General features: G+C 70.3%; 16 protein-coding genes and 2 pseudogenes. 9 read left to right on the forward strand and 9 right to left on the reverse strand.

The annotated features are described in order from the left end of the window. Positions 1 to 33: 33 nt before the first annotated feature. The 3 genes from AC5WAM_RS41865 (at position 34) to AC5WAM_RS41875 (ending at position 2,259) form a co-directional block, all read left to right on the forward strand. Positions 34 to 1,278 carry an MFS transporter gene (locus tag AC5WAM_RS41865; RefSeq protein WP_495520968.1) on the forward strand — a complete coding sequence of 415 codons (1,245 nt, stop codon included), beginning with the start codon at positions 34 to 36 and terminating at the stop codon, positions 1,276 to 1,278. Positions 1,279 to 1,355: 77 nt separating this feature from the next. Continuing rightward, positions 1,356 to 1,859, forward strand: coding sequence for a hypothetical protein (locus tag AC5WAM_RS41870; protein ID WP_495520969.1), 504 nt, complete (start codon positions 1,356 to 1,358; stop codon positions 1,857 to 1,859). 73 nt (positions 1,860 to 1,932) lie between these two features. Next, positions 1,933 to 2,259: a YkvA family protein gene (locus tag AC5WAM_RS41875; protein ID WP_366795219.1), complete on the forward strand. Its 327-nt coding sequence runs from the start codon at positions 1,933 to 1,935 to the stop codon at positions 2,257 to 2,259. Here AC5WAM_RS41875 and AC5WAM_RS41880 read toward each other — a convergent pair. Next, positions 2,249 to 3,217, reverse strand: a complete 969-nt coding sequence (locus tag AC5WAM_RS41880) for a GlxA family transcriptional regulator (protein ID WP_495520970.1) — start codon at positions 3,215 to 3,217, stop codon at positions 2,249 to 2,251. The two genes, AC5WAM_RS41875 and AC5WAM_RS41880, sit on opposite strands and share 11 nt — an antisense overlap. Before the next feature lie 188 nt (positions 3,218 to 3,405). Here AC5WAM_RS41880 and AC5WAM_RS41885 point away from each other — a divergent pair, with 188 nt between their 5' ends. Continuing rightward, on the forward strand, positions 3,406 to 4,044 hold the full coding sequence (locus AC5WAM_RS41885) for an HD domain-containing protein (RefSeq protein WP_495520971.1): 639 nt from the start codon (positions 3,406 to 3,408) through the stop codon (positions 4,042 to 4,044). 156 nt (positions 4,045 to 4,200) lie between these two features. Here the strand turns inward: AC5WAM_RS41885 and AC5WAM_RS41890 are convergent, their stop codons facing one another. Next, positions 4,201 to 4,641, reverse strand: a complete 441-nt coding sequence (locus AC5WAM_RS41890) for a hypothetical protein (protein ID WP_366795215.1) — start codon at positions 4,639 to 4,641, stop codon at positions 4,201 to 4,203. 291 nt (positions 4,642 to 4,932) lie between these two features. Between AC5WAM_RS41890 and AC5WAM_RS41895 the strand changes: the two genes are divergently transcribed. Next, positions 4,933 to 5,115: a hypothetical protein gene (locus tag AC5WAM_RS41895; protein ID WP_495520972.1), complete on the forward strand. Its 183-nt coding sequence runs from the start codon at positions 4,933 to 4,935 to the stop codon at positions 5,113 to 5,115. Positions 5,116 to 5,130: 15 nt separating this feature from the next. Here AC5WAM_RS41895 and AC5WAM_RS41900 read toward each other — a convergent pair whose 3' ends face one another. From AC5WAM_RS41900 to AC5WAM_RS41910, 3 genes are read right to left on the reverse strand one after another with little or no spacing between them, the layout of a single operon-like run. After that, a complete protein-coding gene (locus tag AC5WAM_RS41900) occupies positions 5,131 to 5,550 on the reverse strand; it encodes an arsenate reductase ArsC (RefSeq protein ID WP_366795212.1) in 420 nt (139 codons plus the stop codon). Continuing rightward, on the reverse strand, positions 5,543 to 6,661 hold the full coding sequence (gene arsB, locus AC5WAM_RS41905) for an ACR3 family arsenite efflux transporter (protein WP_495520973.1): 1,119 nt from the start codon (positions 6,659 to 6,661) through the stop codon (positions 5,543 to 5,545). The genes AC5WAM_RS41900 and arsB overlap by 8 nt, the downstream gene beginning before the upstream one ends. Further along, positions 6,658 to 7,059 (reverse strand): ArsR/SmtB family transcription factor, encoded by a 402-nt coding sequence (locus AC5WAM_RS41910; protein WP_495520974.1) that lies wholly within the window; start codon positions 7,057 to 7,059, stop codon positions 6,658 to 6,660. Before AC5WAM_RS41910 ends, arsB begins: the two co-directional genes overlap by 4 nt. Positions 7,060 to 7,159: 100 nt before the next feature. Here AC5WAM_RS41910 and arsM point away from each other — a divergent pair, with 100 nt between their 5' ends. Further along, positions 7,160 to 8,047, forward strand: coding sequence for an arsenite methyltransferase (arsM, locus tag AC5WAM_RS41915; RefSeq protein ID WP_495520975.1), 888 nt, complete (start codon positions 7,160 to 7,162; stop codon positions 8,045 to 8,047). Between the two features lie 139 nt (positions 8,048 to 8,186). Here arsM and AC5WAM_RS41920 read toward each other — a convergent pair. Continuing rightward, a pseudogene (locus AC5WAM_RS41920) lies at positions 8,187 to 8,429 on the reverse strand (transposase); the annotation flags it as partial. 408 nt (positions 8,430 to 8,837) lie between these two features. Between AC5WAM_RS41920 and AC5WAM_RS41925 the strand changes: the two are divergent. Then, a pseudogene (locus AC5WAM_RS41925) lies at positions 8,838 to 9,489 on the forward strand (LysE family translocator). Positions 9,490 to 9,969: 480 nt separating this feature from the next. Here the strand turns inward: AC5WAM_RS41925 and AC5WAM_RS41930 are convergent. Beyond that, positions 9,970 to 10,287 (reverse strand): thioredoxin domain-containing protein, encoded by a 318-nt coding sequence (locus tag AC5WAM_RS41930; RefSeq protein WP_495520976.1) that lies wholly within the window; start codon positions 10,285 to 10,287, stop codon positions 9,970 to 9,972. 482 nt (positions 10,288 to 10,769) lie between these two features. Between AC5WAM_RS41930 and AC5WAM_RS41935 the strand changes: the two genes are divergently transcribed. Both AC5WAM_RS41935 and AC5WAM_RS41940 read left to right on the forward strand, forming a co-directional pair. Then, positions 10,770 to 11,279 (forward strand): GNAT family N-acetyltransferase, encoded by a 510-nt coding sequence (locus AC5WAM_RS41935; protein WP_495520977.1) that lies wholly within the window; start codon positions 10,770 to 10,772, stop codon positions 11,277 to 11,279. A 285-nt stretch (positions 11,280 to 11,564) separates the two neighbouring features. Then, positions 11,565 to 12,326, forward strand: coding sequence for a hypothetical protein (locus AC5WAM_RS41940; protein WP_495520978.1), 762 nt, complete (start codon positions 11,565 to 11,567; stop codon positions 12,324 to 12,326). A 187-nt stretch (positions 12,327 to 12,513) separates the two neighbouring features. On the opposite strand, the gene AC5WAM_RS41945 is transcribed toward AC5WAM_RS41940, so the two are convergent. Then, complete coding sequence (locus tag AC5WAM_RS41945; RefSeq protein ID WP_495520979.1) at positions 12,514 to 12,975, reverse strand: VOC family protein; 462 nt, start codon at positions 12,973 to 12,975, stop codon at positions 12,514 to 12,516. Further along, positions 12,972 to 13,157 carry a hypothetical protein gene (locus AC5WAM_RS41950; protein ID WP_495520980.1) on the reverse strand — a complete coding sequence of 62 codons (186 nt, stop codon included), beginning with the start codon at positions 13,155 to 13,157 and terminating at the stop codon, positions 12,972 to 12,974. The genes AC5WAM_RS41945 and AC5WAM_RS41950 overlap by 4 nt, the downstream gene beginning before the upstream one ends. Between the last annotated feature and the right edge of the window lie 50 nt (positions 13,158 to 13,207).

Genomic DNA, 13,207 nt, shown 5'->3' on the forward strand with positions numbered 1-13,207 from the left:
GACCTGCCACCACCACGAAGGGAAGCACAACGCATGGGACGGCTCCTGGCCGACCGAACTGTCCGGTGGCTCATCCTGGGACAGCTCTGCGCGATCCTCGGCGACACGATGCTCTGGCTCGTGGCGGGCATCTGGGTCAAGGAGCTGACGGGCAGCAACTCCGCCGCCGCGTTCACCTTCTTCCTGGTGATCGTGGGGACGCTCTGCGCACCGGTCGGCGGCATGACCGCCGACCGGCACCGCAGACGCCCGCTCCTCATGGGCCTGTACCTCGGTACGGGCGCCGTGGTGGCCTCGCTGCTCCTGGTCCAGGACAGCGGGCAGGTCTGGCTCATCTACGTGGTGATGCTGCTCTACGGCCTCTCGTACAGCTTCGTGGACCCGGCGCAGGCGGCCTTCCTGCGCGTGCTCGTACCCGAGGACCGGCTCGCCGACGCCAACGCGCTGACGCAGACGGTCAAGCAGGGCCTGCGCCTGATCTCCCCGCTCGCCGGCGCGGGCCTGTACGCGGCACTCGGCGCGCACGCCGTGGTCGGTGTGAACATCGCCCTGATGCTGGCCGCCGTCGCCTTCCTGACGGCGGTCCGCCACCCGGAGAGCACGCCGGAGCGCAGCGGCGACAGCTGGCGGCGGGAGATCACCGAAGGCGTACGGCACCTCGCGAAGACGGTCGTGCTGCGCCAGCTCACCATCGCGTCCGCACTGACGATGGTCGCCATGGGCCTGGCCGAGACGGTCGGACTCGCCGTCGTCGACGACGGCCTCGGACGGCCCCCGTCCTTCCTCGGCGTACTGCTCGCCGGGCAGGGCGCCGGTGCCATCGCGGCCGGGATCACGGCGGCCCGCATCGGGCGGCGCGTCGGCGAGGGCAGACTGGTCGCCCTCGGCATGGTGGCCTTCTCGGCCGGGGCGCTGCTGCAGACCGTTCCGGCGGTCGCCGCGGTCGGCGCCGGGATGGTCCTGTGCGGCGCGAGCATGCCGTGGATCGTGGTCGGCCTGACCACGGTCGGCCTGCGCCACACCGCGCCCGAACTCGTCGGCCGGGTCTACTCCGGATTCAGCCTCATGATGACCCTGCCGCAGATGCTGGCCATGGCCTGCGGCGCCGCCCTCATCGCTGTGGTGAACTTCAAGGTGATGCTCGTGATGATGGCGGCGGTCGTCCTCACGGCGGCCGGATACCTCTTCACCCGCCAGGAGCAGCGGTGGACTGCCCCGGCCCCGGCCACGCCCACCGACACCGCGCGCGAACCGGTCCGCGAGGCCGACCCCGTGTGACGGGGGAGCAGGGACGACACGTGTCTGCCCGCCGGCCACCGGCCGCCGGGCAGCGACAGAAGGAGGAGCCACCGCAGGTGGACCAGCGAAGCGACGAGGCGCGGCGGCGCGCCGGGGACAGCTCCCCGGCGCGCCGCCGCGCGCCGCATCCCCCAGGCGCACCGCCGCGCCCGCCCCGGGGGCTGCGCGCCCTGCCCGCCACGCCCCGCGCCGTGGCAGTCGTCATCGGCGCCGTCATGCTGTACGGCGCGTGCGTGCACGTCGTCGACCTCGTGCTGTGGGGCTTCCGCTCCCGCGCCTGGGCACCGATGTGGCTCAACGCCTTCTGGAACTCACTGATCGTCCTCGACTCCCTCTCCGGCGTCCTGCTCCTCAAGGCCCGCCGAGGCGGCCTGTACCTCACCTGCCTGACGATGCTCGCCGACCTGGCGTCCAACCTGTACGCGGTGTACGGAGTGCGGCACAGCACCCTCGGCGCGGGCACGGCCGACGTCATCCTGCTGCTCGCCTTCGGCCTGTTCGTCCTCACCACGGCTCCCTGGCTGCACCGCCATCTGCCCGCGCCCTCGCGTGGGGCATGAGCCGTCGGGGTACCCGTCGTGCGACACGCGGCCCGCGCCACAGGAGGCCGGGCCGGACAGCCGGAGGCGACCCATGAGTGCTCACCACTGGCCAGTGGCCCTGCTCGTCCTCGTGGCGGTCGTGCTCGTGGCGGCGGCAGCCGTCGCACTCGTCCTGCTGCTGCGGCTCCTGCGCACCCGGCGGGTGTTGCGCGAAGCGGGAGTCCCGATGGAGCACAAGGCGGTCTTCTGGGGCGCCGTGCTCTATGTGATCTCTCCGGTGGACCTGCTCCCGGACCCCGTCTACCTGGACGACATCGGCGTCCTGCTGCTGGCCCTGCGCTCCCTGAACGCGGCGGTGCGGCGCAGGGAGGGCCCCGCTGCTCCCGACGGCCACGGCCGCGCGGACGTCAGCCGGTGACGTCGGGGCGGTGCGCGCTCGTGAAGCGCCTGCGGTACTCGGTCGGCGTGGTGCCCAGGTGACGGGCGAAGGCGCGGCGGAGCGTCTCGTCACTGCCGAGGCCGCTGTGGCGTGCCGCCGAGGTGATGCTGTGCCCGTCGAGGAGGAGTTGCTGGGCGCGGTCGAGGCGGACGCGTTCGACCCAGCGGGCGGGGGTGGTGTGCAGCTCGGTCCGGAAGAGCCGGGCCAGGTGCCGTGTGCTGACGGCGGCGGCCGCGGCCATGGCGGGCAGGCTGTGCTCGGCGGCAGGGTCGGCCAGCACGGCGGCGGTCAGCGCACGCAGCGTCTCGCTGCGTGCGGGCGGGGTCGCCAGCGCGGTGGAGAACTGCGACTGCCCGCCCGGGCGCTGCATGAACACGACCAGCTCACGGGCGATCTCCCGGGCCGCGTCCGCTCCGTGGTCGTCCTCCACGAGGGCCAGGGCGAGGTCGATCCCCGCACTGATCCCCGCGGAGGTGACGTACGGGCCGTCCGTCACGTGGAGGGCGTCCGGCTCGACGCGCACGCGGGGGTGACGGCGGGCGAGGGTCGCCGCGTGACGCCAGTGGGTGGTGGCCCGGCGCCCGTCGAGCAGGCCGAGGGCGGCCAGGACGAAGGCGCCGCTGCACACGGAGGCGATCCGTGCCGTCCGGGCGGCGAGCGTGCGTACGGCTGTGAGGAGTTCGTCCTCGGGTCCCGGTTCGGCGAGGTGGTCGGCTCCGGCGACCACGACGGTGTCGAGGGACCCCGCGTCGGCCGCCGTGGCGGTGGCGGCCAGCGTCGGCCCGGAGGCCGTCGCGATGTCGCCGCCGTGAGGGGAGATCAGCACCGGCGCGTACGCGTGCCCGAGCCGGGACGCCTGGTGGAGGACCTCCAGGGGACCGCTGACGTCGAGCAGGGTCACCCCGTCGAACACCACGAAGCCCACGCGTCGGGTCATGTCTGAATCTGTGGTTCGTGTGGCGCTGAGGACATGGCGCCAGGGTAGGGCATGGAGCGAATCTGGAGGAGATCACCGACCGAGGCGAACGGCCGAGGCGGACGGCTATGGCGATTGGCCGAGCCACGCGGCCACGGCCGAGCCACGCGGCCACGGCGTACGGCCGAGACGAACGAGAGGCAGCCATCATGAGGCAAGAGATCGCGGGTGTGCGGATCCCGGACAGCGCCCTGGCGCGCGAGGCGACGGAGCTGGTCCGTGAGGCCGCTTCGCCGCTGCTGTTCGACCACTCCCGGCGCGTGTTCCTGTTCGGGGCGCTGCGCGGCCGGGAGCAGGGCCTTGCCTTCGACCCGGAACTCCTCTACGTGGGGGCGATGTTCCACGACCTCGGGCTGACCGAGCGCTTCCGCCGCACCGACCGGCGCTTCGAGATCGACGGCGCCGACGAGGCCCGCCGGTTCCTGACCGCCCACGGCATCGCCGCCGAGGCGGCCGACCGCGTCTGGACGGCGATCGCCCTGCACACCACGCCGGAGATCCCGCTGCGCATGGCACCCGAAGTCGCCCTGGTCACCCGTGGTGTGGAACTGGACGTCCTGGGCATCGGCTACCACACGCTCACCGACGAGCAGCGCGCGGCCGTGGTGGCGGCCCACCCCCGCCCGGACTTCAAGAACCGGATCCTGGCCGCGTTCACCGAAGGCATCAAGGACCGCCCGGAGACCACCTTCGGCAACGTCAAGGCCGACGTGCTCGCCCACTACGTCCCCGGCTTCCAGCGCGGCGACTTCGTCGAGGTCATCAAGCAGTCGGACTGGCCGGAGTAGGCGGTCGCCCCGGACGGCGGTCTGCCTGCGGTGACGGCGGTCCGCCTGCGGCGATGGCAGCCGACCCGCGAGGACGGCGGCCCGCCCGCGGGGACGGCGGCAGGCCCGCGAGGAGGACCGCCCGCCCGGCCAGGAGTCGGCGCGAACCTCCGGGTCTCAGGCCCGGCGCAGCGAGTCGATCATGCCGCCCCAGGCGGCGCCGTCCCACTCGACGTAGATGTGGCTGCCGTCCTTGGCGAGCTCCAGGGTGCCGCGCGAGCGCTCCGGGTCCTTCGACGCGCAGTTCAGGGCGATGGCCGACTTCTTCTTGCCGGGCTTGAGGGTGCCGGGGCAGGCGAGTTTGCCCGTGGTGGTGACCTTGTTGCCGCTGATCGTCATCGTGGCGATCGGGCTCTTGTTGATGGGCTTCCACGTCCCGTCGACGCCGGTGGCCCCGGCCGCCGGGGCCTTGCCGTCCTTGTCCTTCTCCGGCTGTGTCTTCCTGCTGGTCTGCTGCCCCGAACCCTTGGCGTCATCGGACTTCGAGTCGCTCTTGCCGCAGCCTGACAGCAGTACGACGGACAGACCCAGTGCCATCGCAGCCGTGATCTTGCGCATCTACATCCCCCTTGGTGACGGCGCCCTCACGCCGTCGTCTTTCTGACGAGCCAGTACCGCCGGTCCAGCAAATGTGCCGGCCACAGTCACGGCAGTACGAACGATCACCCTACTCACACCCGTCGCCGATGCCTGCAGCGCCTCGGCGCTCTCGCGACCGGGGCCGGGTGTCAGCGGCGTACCGGCGTCACGGCGACGGACGTCGTAGCGGCGGTCGCCGTATGCCTGGTCCGCGGGAGCCTTGCGGGTCGGCGCCCGCGCGGTCTCCGGCCGCCGAGACCGTAGGCCGGGATGTGCGACTCGGCCCACTGCCCGCAGGCCACCCACCACTCCTGCCTTCGCGAGGTGTGGGAGAGTTCGGCCGCCACCGGCCGTGCCTTCATCAGCAAGACCGGACGCGGACAGAAGGCCGAACGAGCCTGGCTGATCACCGAGGCCGAACGCGCCGAAACGACCAGCGGCTCCTGCTGCTGACGTACCGGCGAGGCGTCACCGCGGGGGAAGGAGATCGCTGAGCAGGGTGCGGACGCGTGCCTCGATCTCGTCCCGGATCGGGCGGACCGCATCGACGCCCTGGCCGGCCGGGTCTGCGAGCGCCCAGTCCACATAGCGCTTGCCCGGGAAGACCGGGCAGGCATCCCCGCAGCCCATCGTGATCACCACGTCGGAGGCCTGGACCGCCTCGGAGGTCAGCACCTTGGGCACCTCGGTAGACAGATCGATTCCGACCTCGGCCATCGCCTCGATGACCGCCGGGTTCACGGTGTCGGCCGGGGCGGACCCGGCCGAACGGACCTCCACCCGGCCGCCGGACAGGTGTGTGAGGAAAGCGGCGGCCATCTGGGAGCGTCCGGCGTTGTGCACGCACACGAACAGCACGGACGGCTTGCCGGAGGCGGTGTCAGACACGAGAGGTCCCTTCTTTGAAGGCGGCCGACGGGCCGGTCGCCGGGGCGGGTTGAGGGAAGAAGCGGCGGGCGGCGAGCGCGACGTGAACCAATCCGATCAGCACCGGCACCTCGACGAGCGGACCGACCACGCCGGCCAGGGCCTGGCCGGAGGTCGCGCCGAAGGTGGCGATCGCCACTGCGATCGCGAGCTCGAAGTTGTTGCCCGCAGCTGTGAAGGCCAGCGTGGTCGCCCGCGGGTAGTTCAGCCCGACGGCCTTGCCGACGACCATGGAACCGGCCCACATGAAGGCGAAGTACACAAGGAGGGGCAGCGCGATCCGGACCACGTCGAGGGGTCGGGAGGTGATCGCCTCTCCCTGCAGGGCGAACAGCACGACGATCGTGAACAGCAGCCCGTACAGGGCGAACGGCCCGATCCGGGGGATCAGCCTGTTCTCGTACCAGGTCCGGCCCCGGGCCTTCTCGCCCAACCGCCTGGTCAGGAACCCGGCGGCCAGCGGGATGCCGAGGAAGATGAGCACGCTGCGGGCGATCTCCCACACCGACACGTCCAGGGCGGTCTGTTCCAGACCCAGCCACCCGGGCAGGACCGAGAGATAGAACCAGCCCAGAGCGGCGAACGCGAAGACCTGGAAAACGGAGTTGAGTGCGACGAGGACGGCGGCCGCCTCGCGGTCGCCGCAGGCCAGGTCGTTCCAGATGATGACCATGGCGATGCAGCGGGCGAGCCCGACGATGATCAAGCCGGTCCGGTACTCCGGCAGGTCCGGCAGGAAGATCCAGGCGAGCGCGAACATCACGGCCGGGCCGAGGAGCCAGTTGATGACCAGCGAGGGGACCAGCAGGCGCCTGTCTCGGGTGACGCTCTCCAAACGGTCGTAGCGGACCTTGGCCAGCACCGGATACATCATCACCAGCAGGCCGAGCGCGATCGGCAGCGAGACGCCGACGACCGTCACCTTCGCCAGTGCGTCGCCCAGGCCCGGCACCAGACGACCGAGCCCAAGGCCCACGGTCATCGCTACGAGGATCCACACCCACAGGAACCGGTCCACCAGCGACAAACGCGCGGCCACCGAACCCGCCGAAACAGTGGTCGATCCGCTCACGAGGCCGCCGTGGCCGAGATGCTCGGGGACGGGCGGTCGACCCCTTGGGTGCGGGTGAGGACGGCCGCGAGCTTGTCCGTCATCGCAGGCAGGGGCCGGTAGTACACCCACGTTCCGCGACGCTCGGAGTCGATCAGACCGGCCTGCTTCAGCAGCTTGAGGTGATGAGAGATCGTCGGCTGCGACAGGTCGAAGGCCGGAGTCAGGTCGCACACGCAGATCTCCCCGCCCTCCCGCGAGGCGATCATCGACAACAGGCGGAGGCGGACGGGGTCGCCCAGGGCCTTGAACACCTTCGCCAGTTCCACGGCCTGGTCGTGTTCCATCGGCGCGGTCAACAGGGTCGGGCAGCACCCCGCCTCGTCCTGGCCCAGCATCGCCAGCTCTTGTTTCGACATCCCTCTATGTTGACATTCTTCGATCCAGGTCGCAAGGTTGCATCGAGAAGCATCTATATAGCCTGTGCGGGCCCCGCCCCGACCCCGAGGAGACACCGCCATGACCGAGCCGAGCACCGACCTGCGCGAGACCGTCCGCCGGCGCTACGCCGCAGCCGCCGTGCAGGTCACCGAGGGCGGCACCGCCTGTTGCGGCCCCGAGGCCATCGAGATCGACGACAACTTCGGCGCCACCCTCTACGCCGCCGACGAGCGCGACACCCTGCCCGCCGAGGCCCTCGCCGCCTCCCTCGGCTGCGGCAACCCCACCGCCGTGGCCGACCTCCACGAAGGCGAGCGCGTCCTGGACCTCGGCTCCGGCGGCGGCCTCGACGTCCTGCTCTCCGCCCGCCGCGTCGGCGTCACGGGCAAGGCGTACGGGCTCGACATGACCGAGGAGATGCTCGCCCTCGCCCTCGCGAATCAGCAGAAGGCCGGCGCCACCAACGTCGAGTTCCTCAAGGGTGCCATCGAGGCCATCCCCCTGCCCGCGAACACCATCGACGTCGTCATCTCCAACTGCGTCATCAACCTGTCCACCGACAAGCCCGCCGTCTTCGCCGAGATGTTCCGCGTCCTCAAGCCCGGCGGCAGGATCGGCATCTCCGACGTCGTCGCCGACGACAGCCTCACCCCCGATCAGCGCGCCGAGCGCGGCGACCACGTCGGCTGCATCGCCGGTGCCCTCTCCTTCACCGAGTACCGCCAGGGCCTCGAAGCCGCCGGGTTCACCACCATCGAACTCAGCCCCACCCACGCGGTCGCCGACGGCATGCACTCCGCCATCGTCCGCGCAACGAAGCCCACCACCAGCAACAAGGCTGAGGCGAGTACGGGCAGCGCCTCCTGCTGCGGCGTCACGGCCTGCCGCACTCCCGCCGAACAGACCGACGACCCGAACGAGACGGGCGCGGAAGCCGAGAGCGCATCCCGCTGCAACTGCACCTGACGGCAAGCCGGTTCGATACCGAACCCCTCGGGAGCGGCCCCCCCGCCTCAGCGGGACATCGGGTCTCGCGCTGCCCGTAGCCCACGGACCCGGACCGCATGGCAGCCAGGGAGCCTTGCCCCTGAGGGGTCGTTTCATCCTTCACGAAGTAGCCGTAGATCGTCCGATGGGGCGGAAAGCCGGGCGGGAAGTAGGCCCACTGGCAGCCGGCGCGGTCGACGTGCAGGATCGCGTTCATGATGTCGCGCAGGTCGCTCCAGGGCGGCCGACCGAAGCCCAGGGCCCGGCCGCGGTGCTCGAAGCGCCAGGCGGACAGCACCGGCTCGATCAACTCCCAGCGGGCACCGGACAGATCACTCGTATACGCACGACGAACAGCCATGGCCTGGGCACACCGCCGCTCAGGGCTGCGGCTCGCTGCCCCAGCGCTAGCTCTCCAAGGCCCTGGTGGGGGAAACGCGGGTGACCCGCGGCGCCTACGGTGTCGTGAACACGGAGCGCCTCCTCGCCCACGTCGCCGCGTGCGACGCCGAGGTCGCCCGCGACCTGACCGTGACACCCCCGTGGCCAGCGGCGTTTGAGGATCGCGCCCGGACAGCGCCTGGTCCTCTGGATCCGCGGAGCATTGCACGGCGAACGCAAGCCAGCGGCCCCCTGCCCAGCTCGGGGACAGCTGCAGCGACGGCACGTACCAGAAGCGGATCCCGACGGTCTGGGCAGGGCGGCCCCTGCGTCCTAGGGCGAAAGTCGCTCTGGTTCCCATGTGCATGACCGGGAGATGATCCCGCCCATGATCGATCCCCACCGGCTCCTGGCCTTCTGCACCATGTCCGTTTTCTTGTCCGCGATTCCGGGCCCGAGTGTGCTGTTCGTCATCGGCCGAGCCCTGGCCCATGGGCGCCGGACGGCGTTGGCCTCGGTGCTGGGGAACGCACTCGGTGGCTACGCTCTGGTCATAGCGGTCGCCCTGGCCATCGGCACATTGGTTGAGACCTCGGTGTCGTCTTCAATGCGATCAAGCTGGCCGGAGCCGCCTACCTCGTCTACCTCGGCGTGAAGGCTCTGCGCGCGAGCTGGAAGGACCGGGCGCGAACAGTGGGCTTCACTCCGGCGCCGTCCAGCGGTCGCGGCTCGGTCTGGGCGGGCTTCCTGGTCGGAGTCACGAATCCCAAGAGCATCGTGTTCCTCACCGCGATGCTGCCCCAGTTCGTCGATCGGCAGGTCGGCCACGTCACCATCCAGATGCTGATCCTCGGCTTGGCCGGTGCGGTGCTGGCCCTGCTCTCCGACGGCGGGGGGGGGGGGGGGGGGGGCTGACAGCCGCTGCCGCACGGACCCGGTTCGGCCGCTCGCCCAAGCGGATGTCACTGGTTGGCGGCACCGGCGGGCTGGCCATGATCGGGCTGGGCGCGACCGTGGCTGTCACCGGCCGCGCTGCCTAGAAGACGCTGCTTTCCAGGCCGGACGCCTCACTCGTCGAGACGGATGCGGTCGCCCCGGTGTGTTGGGACGGGACCGGTATGGATGCCGGTAGCGATCAGCGCGCCGGTCCTCATCACGGCGACGAGGCCGTTGGACCAGTCCGCGGTGTGTGCGGGGACCTCTGCGTGGTCCAGCACTCCGAACGAGCCTTCCGGGATATACACCGGGGCTCATGCCGATCCTCCGATGGACACGTCCCCGGGAGACCGGGGCCGCCGCCGGGCCGGTGGTGCGATGACCCGGCCTGTCGGTGGCCAACTAGATCTTCCCACTCATGGCCGCCTGATGGGGAGCCACCTGGCCCCGGGAAGCCGCACTGTCAGCGACGATGGCCGAGGCCCAGGCAGCTTGCCCTCCGATGACTGCCCCGGGAGGCCATTCGGTGACCTCGGAGGGCGAGGTCGGGGCGCGCCCGGTGGTCGTCGACTGTGCACCAGGCCCTACGCGGCCAACGTCTTCACCTTGTCTTCGAGCCCCACCTTGTTTGCCCCCATCAAGTCGTCGTTCTTCTCGCCGTCCTTGAAGAAGACGAAGGTGGGCATGGCTCGGATGTTGTACTTCTGAGCCGCAGGAGCAACCTTGTCGACGTCCACGGACACGAACACGATGTCGGTGTTCTGCTCCGAGAGGTGCCTGAAGGTAGGGCTGATGACCCTGCTAGGCCCGCACCACGCCGCCGTGAACATCACGGAGACCTTGGCATTCTCACGGAGCAACGCTTCGAACTGCTCCGCGCTGGTCACCTCGATAATCGCCATGGACCCTCACTCCCTACCGTTCGTCCGGGGCCCATCCCTGCCCCGAATCGCCCCCTCACAAGCCGCTGACTGCTCCGAACGGGGCCCTGGGTGCAGGGCAGTGACGAGAGCAGCGGCGCAGGGCGCCCGCTGGTTGGGGCGGGCACTCCAGCTCGCGCCGTGACGTTCTCTGTCTGGCGCGGTGAGGGTAGGGAACTCAACTGGCCTCCGGTGGGGCCCGCCAGCGGGGAGTTGCTGGCCGTACGTGCGAAGGGACCTGGCGCTACCGGCCCCGACCCCATAGGACAGGGGCGCATCGGGAAGGGTGGTACGTTGCCTGTCAGTACTCAAGCTTTCCTGGCTGGGCTCTGTCTCCGCCAGGGAGGCTTTTTTCATGCCCGGGCTCACCCCGGACTCACCGGACCACCACCGCGAGCCCGTTGCAGTCGCGCGATCCCATGAAGGCTCAAGCACCACGATTTCATGCAGCACGAAGGAGATTCATGACCGATATATCTGCGCGCCTCGCCGATGCGGCCGACCAGCCAACCCTGGAGCGCCTCTGGTTGTTGTTCCGACATGACATGTCGGAGTTCAACAGTGTTCTGCCCAACTCCGACGGCACCTTCCGGAGCGATTGGCTCCATGCCGCCCTCACGCAGGCCGACTGGGCTCCCTATCTCTTGACCAGTGGCGCATCCCCTGTTGGCCTCGCGTTTGTCCGCAGCCTGACTGCTCCGACGCGCGTGCTGAACAGCTTCTTCGTGGTCCGTGGGGCGCGCAGGTCAGGGATCGGGCTGCGAGCAGTTCAAGAAGTCGTCGCGAAGCACCCGGGGCCGTGGGAAGTCGCCTTCCAAGAGAGCAACGTAGCCGCAGTCGCATTCTGGCGTCGCGTCGCTACGGAGATCGCCGGCGACGCATGGACTGAGGAACGCAGGCCGGTAGCCGGTCGCCCGGACCTGCCACCCGATACCTGGATCACCTTCGACGCCCCGGCTGATGCCCAGCGCTGAAGACGAAGATTAGGTTCAAGGTCGGGGACGCCGCGCGGCACCTCCGTCATCACCCTGATCTCCCGCCGCCCCCGGCCCGGCCCCTGCCGCACCGCGGCACTGCCCCGGCCCGCCGAACGTGTCACGGCCGCGTGAAAGCCGATCAGACGCACGAGGCGGAGATCCACTGAGGCCCGATCGTGATCTACGGGTGCACAACCCCGTACGGATCCTGGCGGTCTGAAGGGCGCCGGAGAAGGACTCTCCGGCGCCTTTCGGCACAGTCGTACAGAGATCGGAGATCAGGTGGGCAAGAACGTCTGGAGAGCTGTCGTGGCCGGTGGCGCGGCGGCGGTGTTCACGGGCCTGGCCGCGGTGCCGGCCGGGGCGGCCGAGGGCGGGGCCTCCTTCACCCGCGTCCAGGTGAACGGCGGCAAGCCGATCGTGATCGGATTGTCCGAGGTCGCGGTGCCCACCTCCTTCCGGATGGCGACCACCCGCAAGTGGAAGTGGTCGGCCGTGTTCCTGTACCGCGGCACCACGAGCGACCAGCTGTGGCACGCCATCGAAACGAGCGACTGCCACGAGGTGAGCTCGGGTGTCTGCGACTTCAACGAGACGATGTACTTCGACCCCACCGAGTGGGACATGCGCAACAGCGAGGCCGGAGCCTGGAAGGTCGCGGCCGAGGTGTCCTTCAAGGGCGGCGGCGGTGACACGGACAACGCGGGCCTGACCGCCTACGTCAAGCGCAACTCCCGCCTGAGCGTGAACGCCTCGCCCGAGCCGGTGGCCAAGGGCAAGACCCTCACCGTGACCGGCAAGGTCACGCGGGCCGACTGGGAGACGAAGAAGTACGCCGCCTACGGAAGCCGCCTGGTGAGCCTGCAGTTCAAGCCCAGCGGAGCCACCTCCTACACCACGGTGAAGAAGGTGCGCGCCAACGGCTCGGGTGCGCTCACGGCGACCGTGAAGGCGTCCAAGACGGGCGCGTGGCGCTGGGCGTACTACGGCAACACCACCACCGGGCCGTCGACTTCAGCCGCGGACAACGTCGTGGTGCGATGAGGTCGTCCTCAAGCTGCTGGGCAGGGAGCTGGACGAGCTCCAGCGCCTCCGGGCATGCTCAGGACTGGCGGCCTGCCGGGTCTCCGCGGGATCGTCGGCCAGCATGACGGCGACCTTGACCGGCCCCGGCAAACACCGGTGCGGCGGCCAAGGCCGACCGCGGCTCGGCGACTACAGCTGAGCCGCGTCAGTCCAGGCAGAACTCGTTGCCCTCGGGGTCGGTCATCACGATGAAGCCTGCGCCCATCGGAGGAGCGGGCTCGTGGCGACGTACCCGCGTCGCTCCCAGCGCGACGAGCCGCTCGCACTCGGCCTCCAGTGCCGCCATCCGCTCCTCCCCGTGCAGTCCTGGAGCCGCACGGACGTCGAGGTGGAGGCGGTTCTTGGCGACCTTGTCCTCCGGCACCTGCTGGAAGAACAGCCGCGGACCGTACCCGTCCGGGTCCTCGATGGCCGATCTCGTGGTGCGCTGCTCCTCCGGTACGCCGACCCGCGCGAGGAAGTCATCCCATGCGGCCAGCGGGTCGGCGCCCTCGGGCAGGTCGACTCCGGGCGGGCCGGGGTGGACGTAGCCCAGTACGTCGCGCCAGAAGGACGACAGTGCCCGCGGGTCGTGGGCGTCGACGGTGATCTGGATGTGGCGGCTCATCGGGTTACTCCGTTCGTAGCGGGTTTCGTGTGCAGATAGAGGTCGCGCAGCAGGCAGACCTCGGACAGGTGGTGGATCAGCTCGCGGTGAATGTGCAGCACCAGATCGGCCGTGGGCGCCTCGGGGAAGGGCTCCTTGGTGCCGATCGGGACCTTGAGCCCGGCGTCGCCGAGGCCGCGCACCCCGGCCAGCCAGACGTCGAGCTGCCGCGCGGCCGCACGCTCCAGGTGTC

It is taken from the genome of Streptomyces sp. JLYT201 (genome assembly GCF_059448825.1).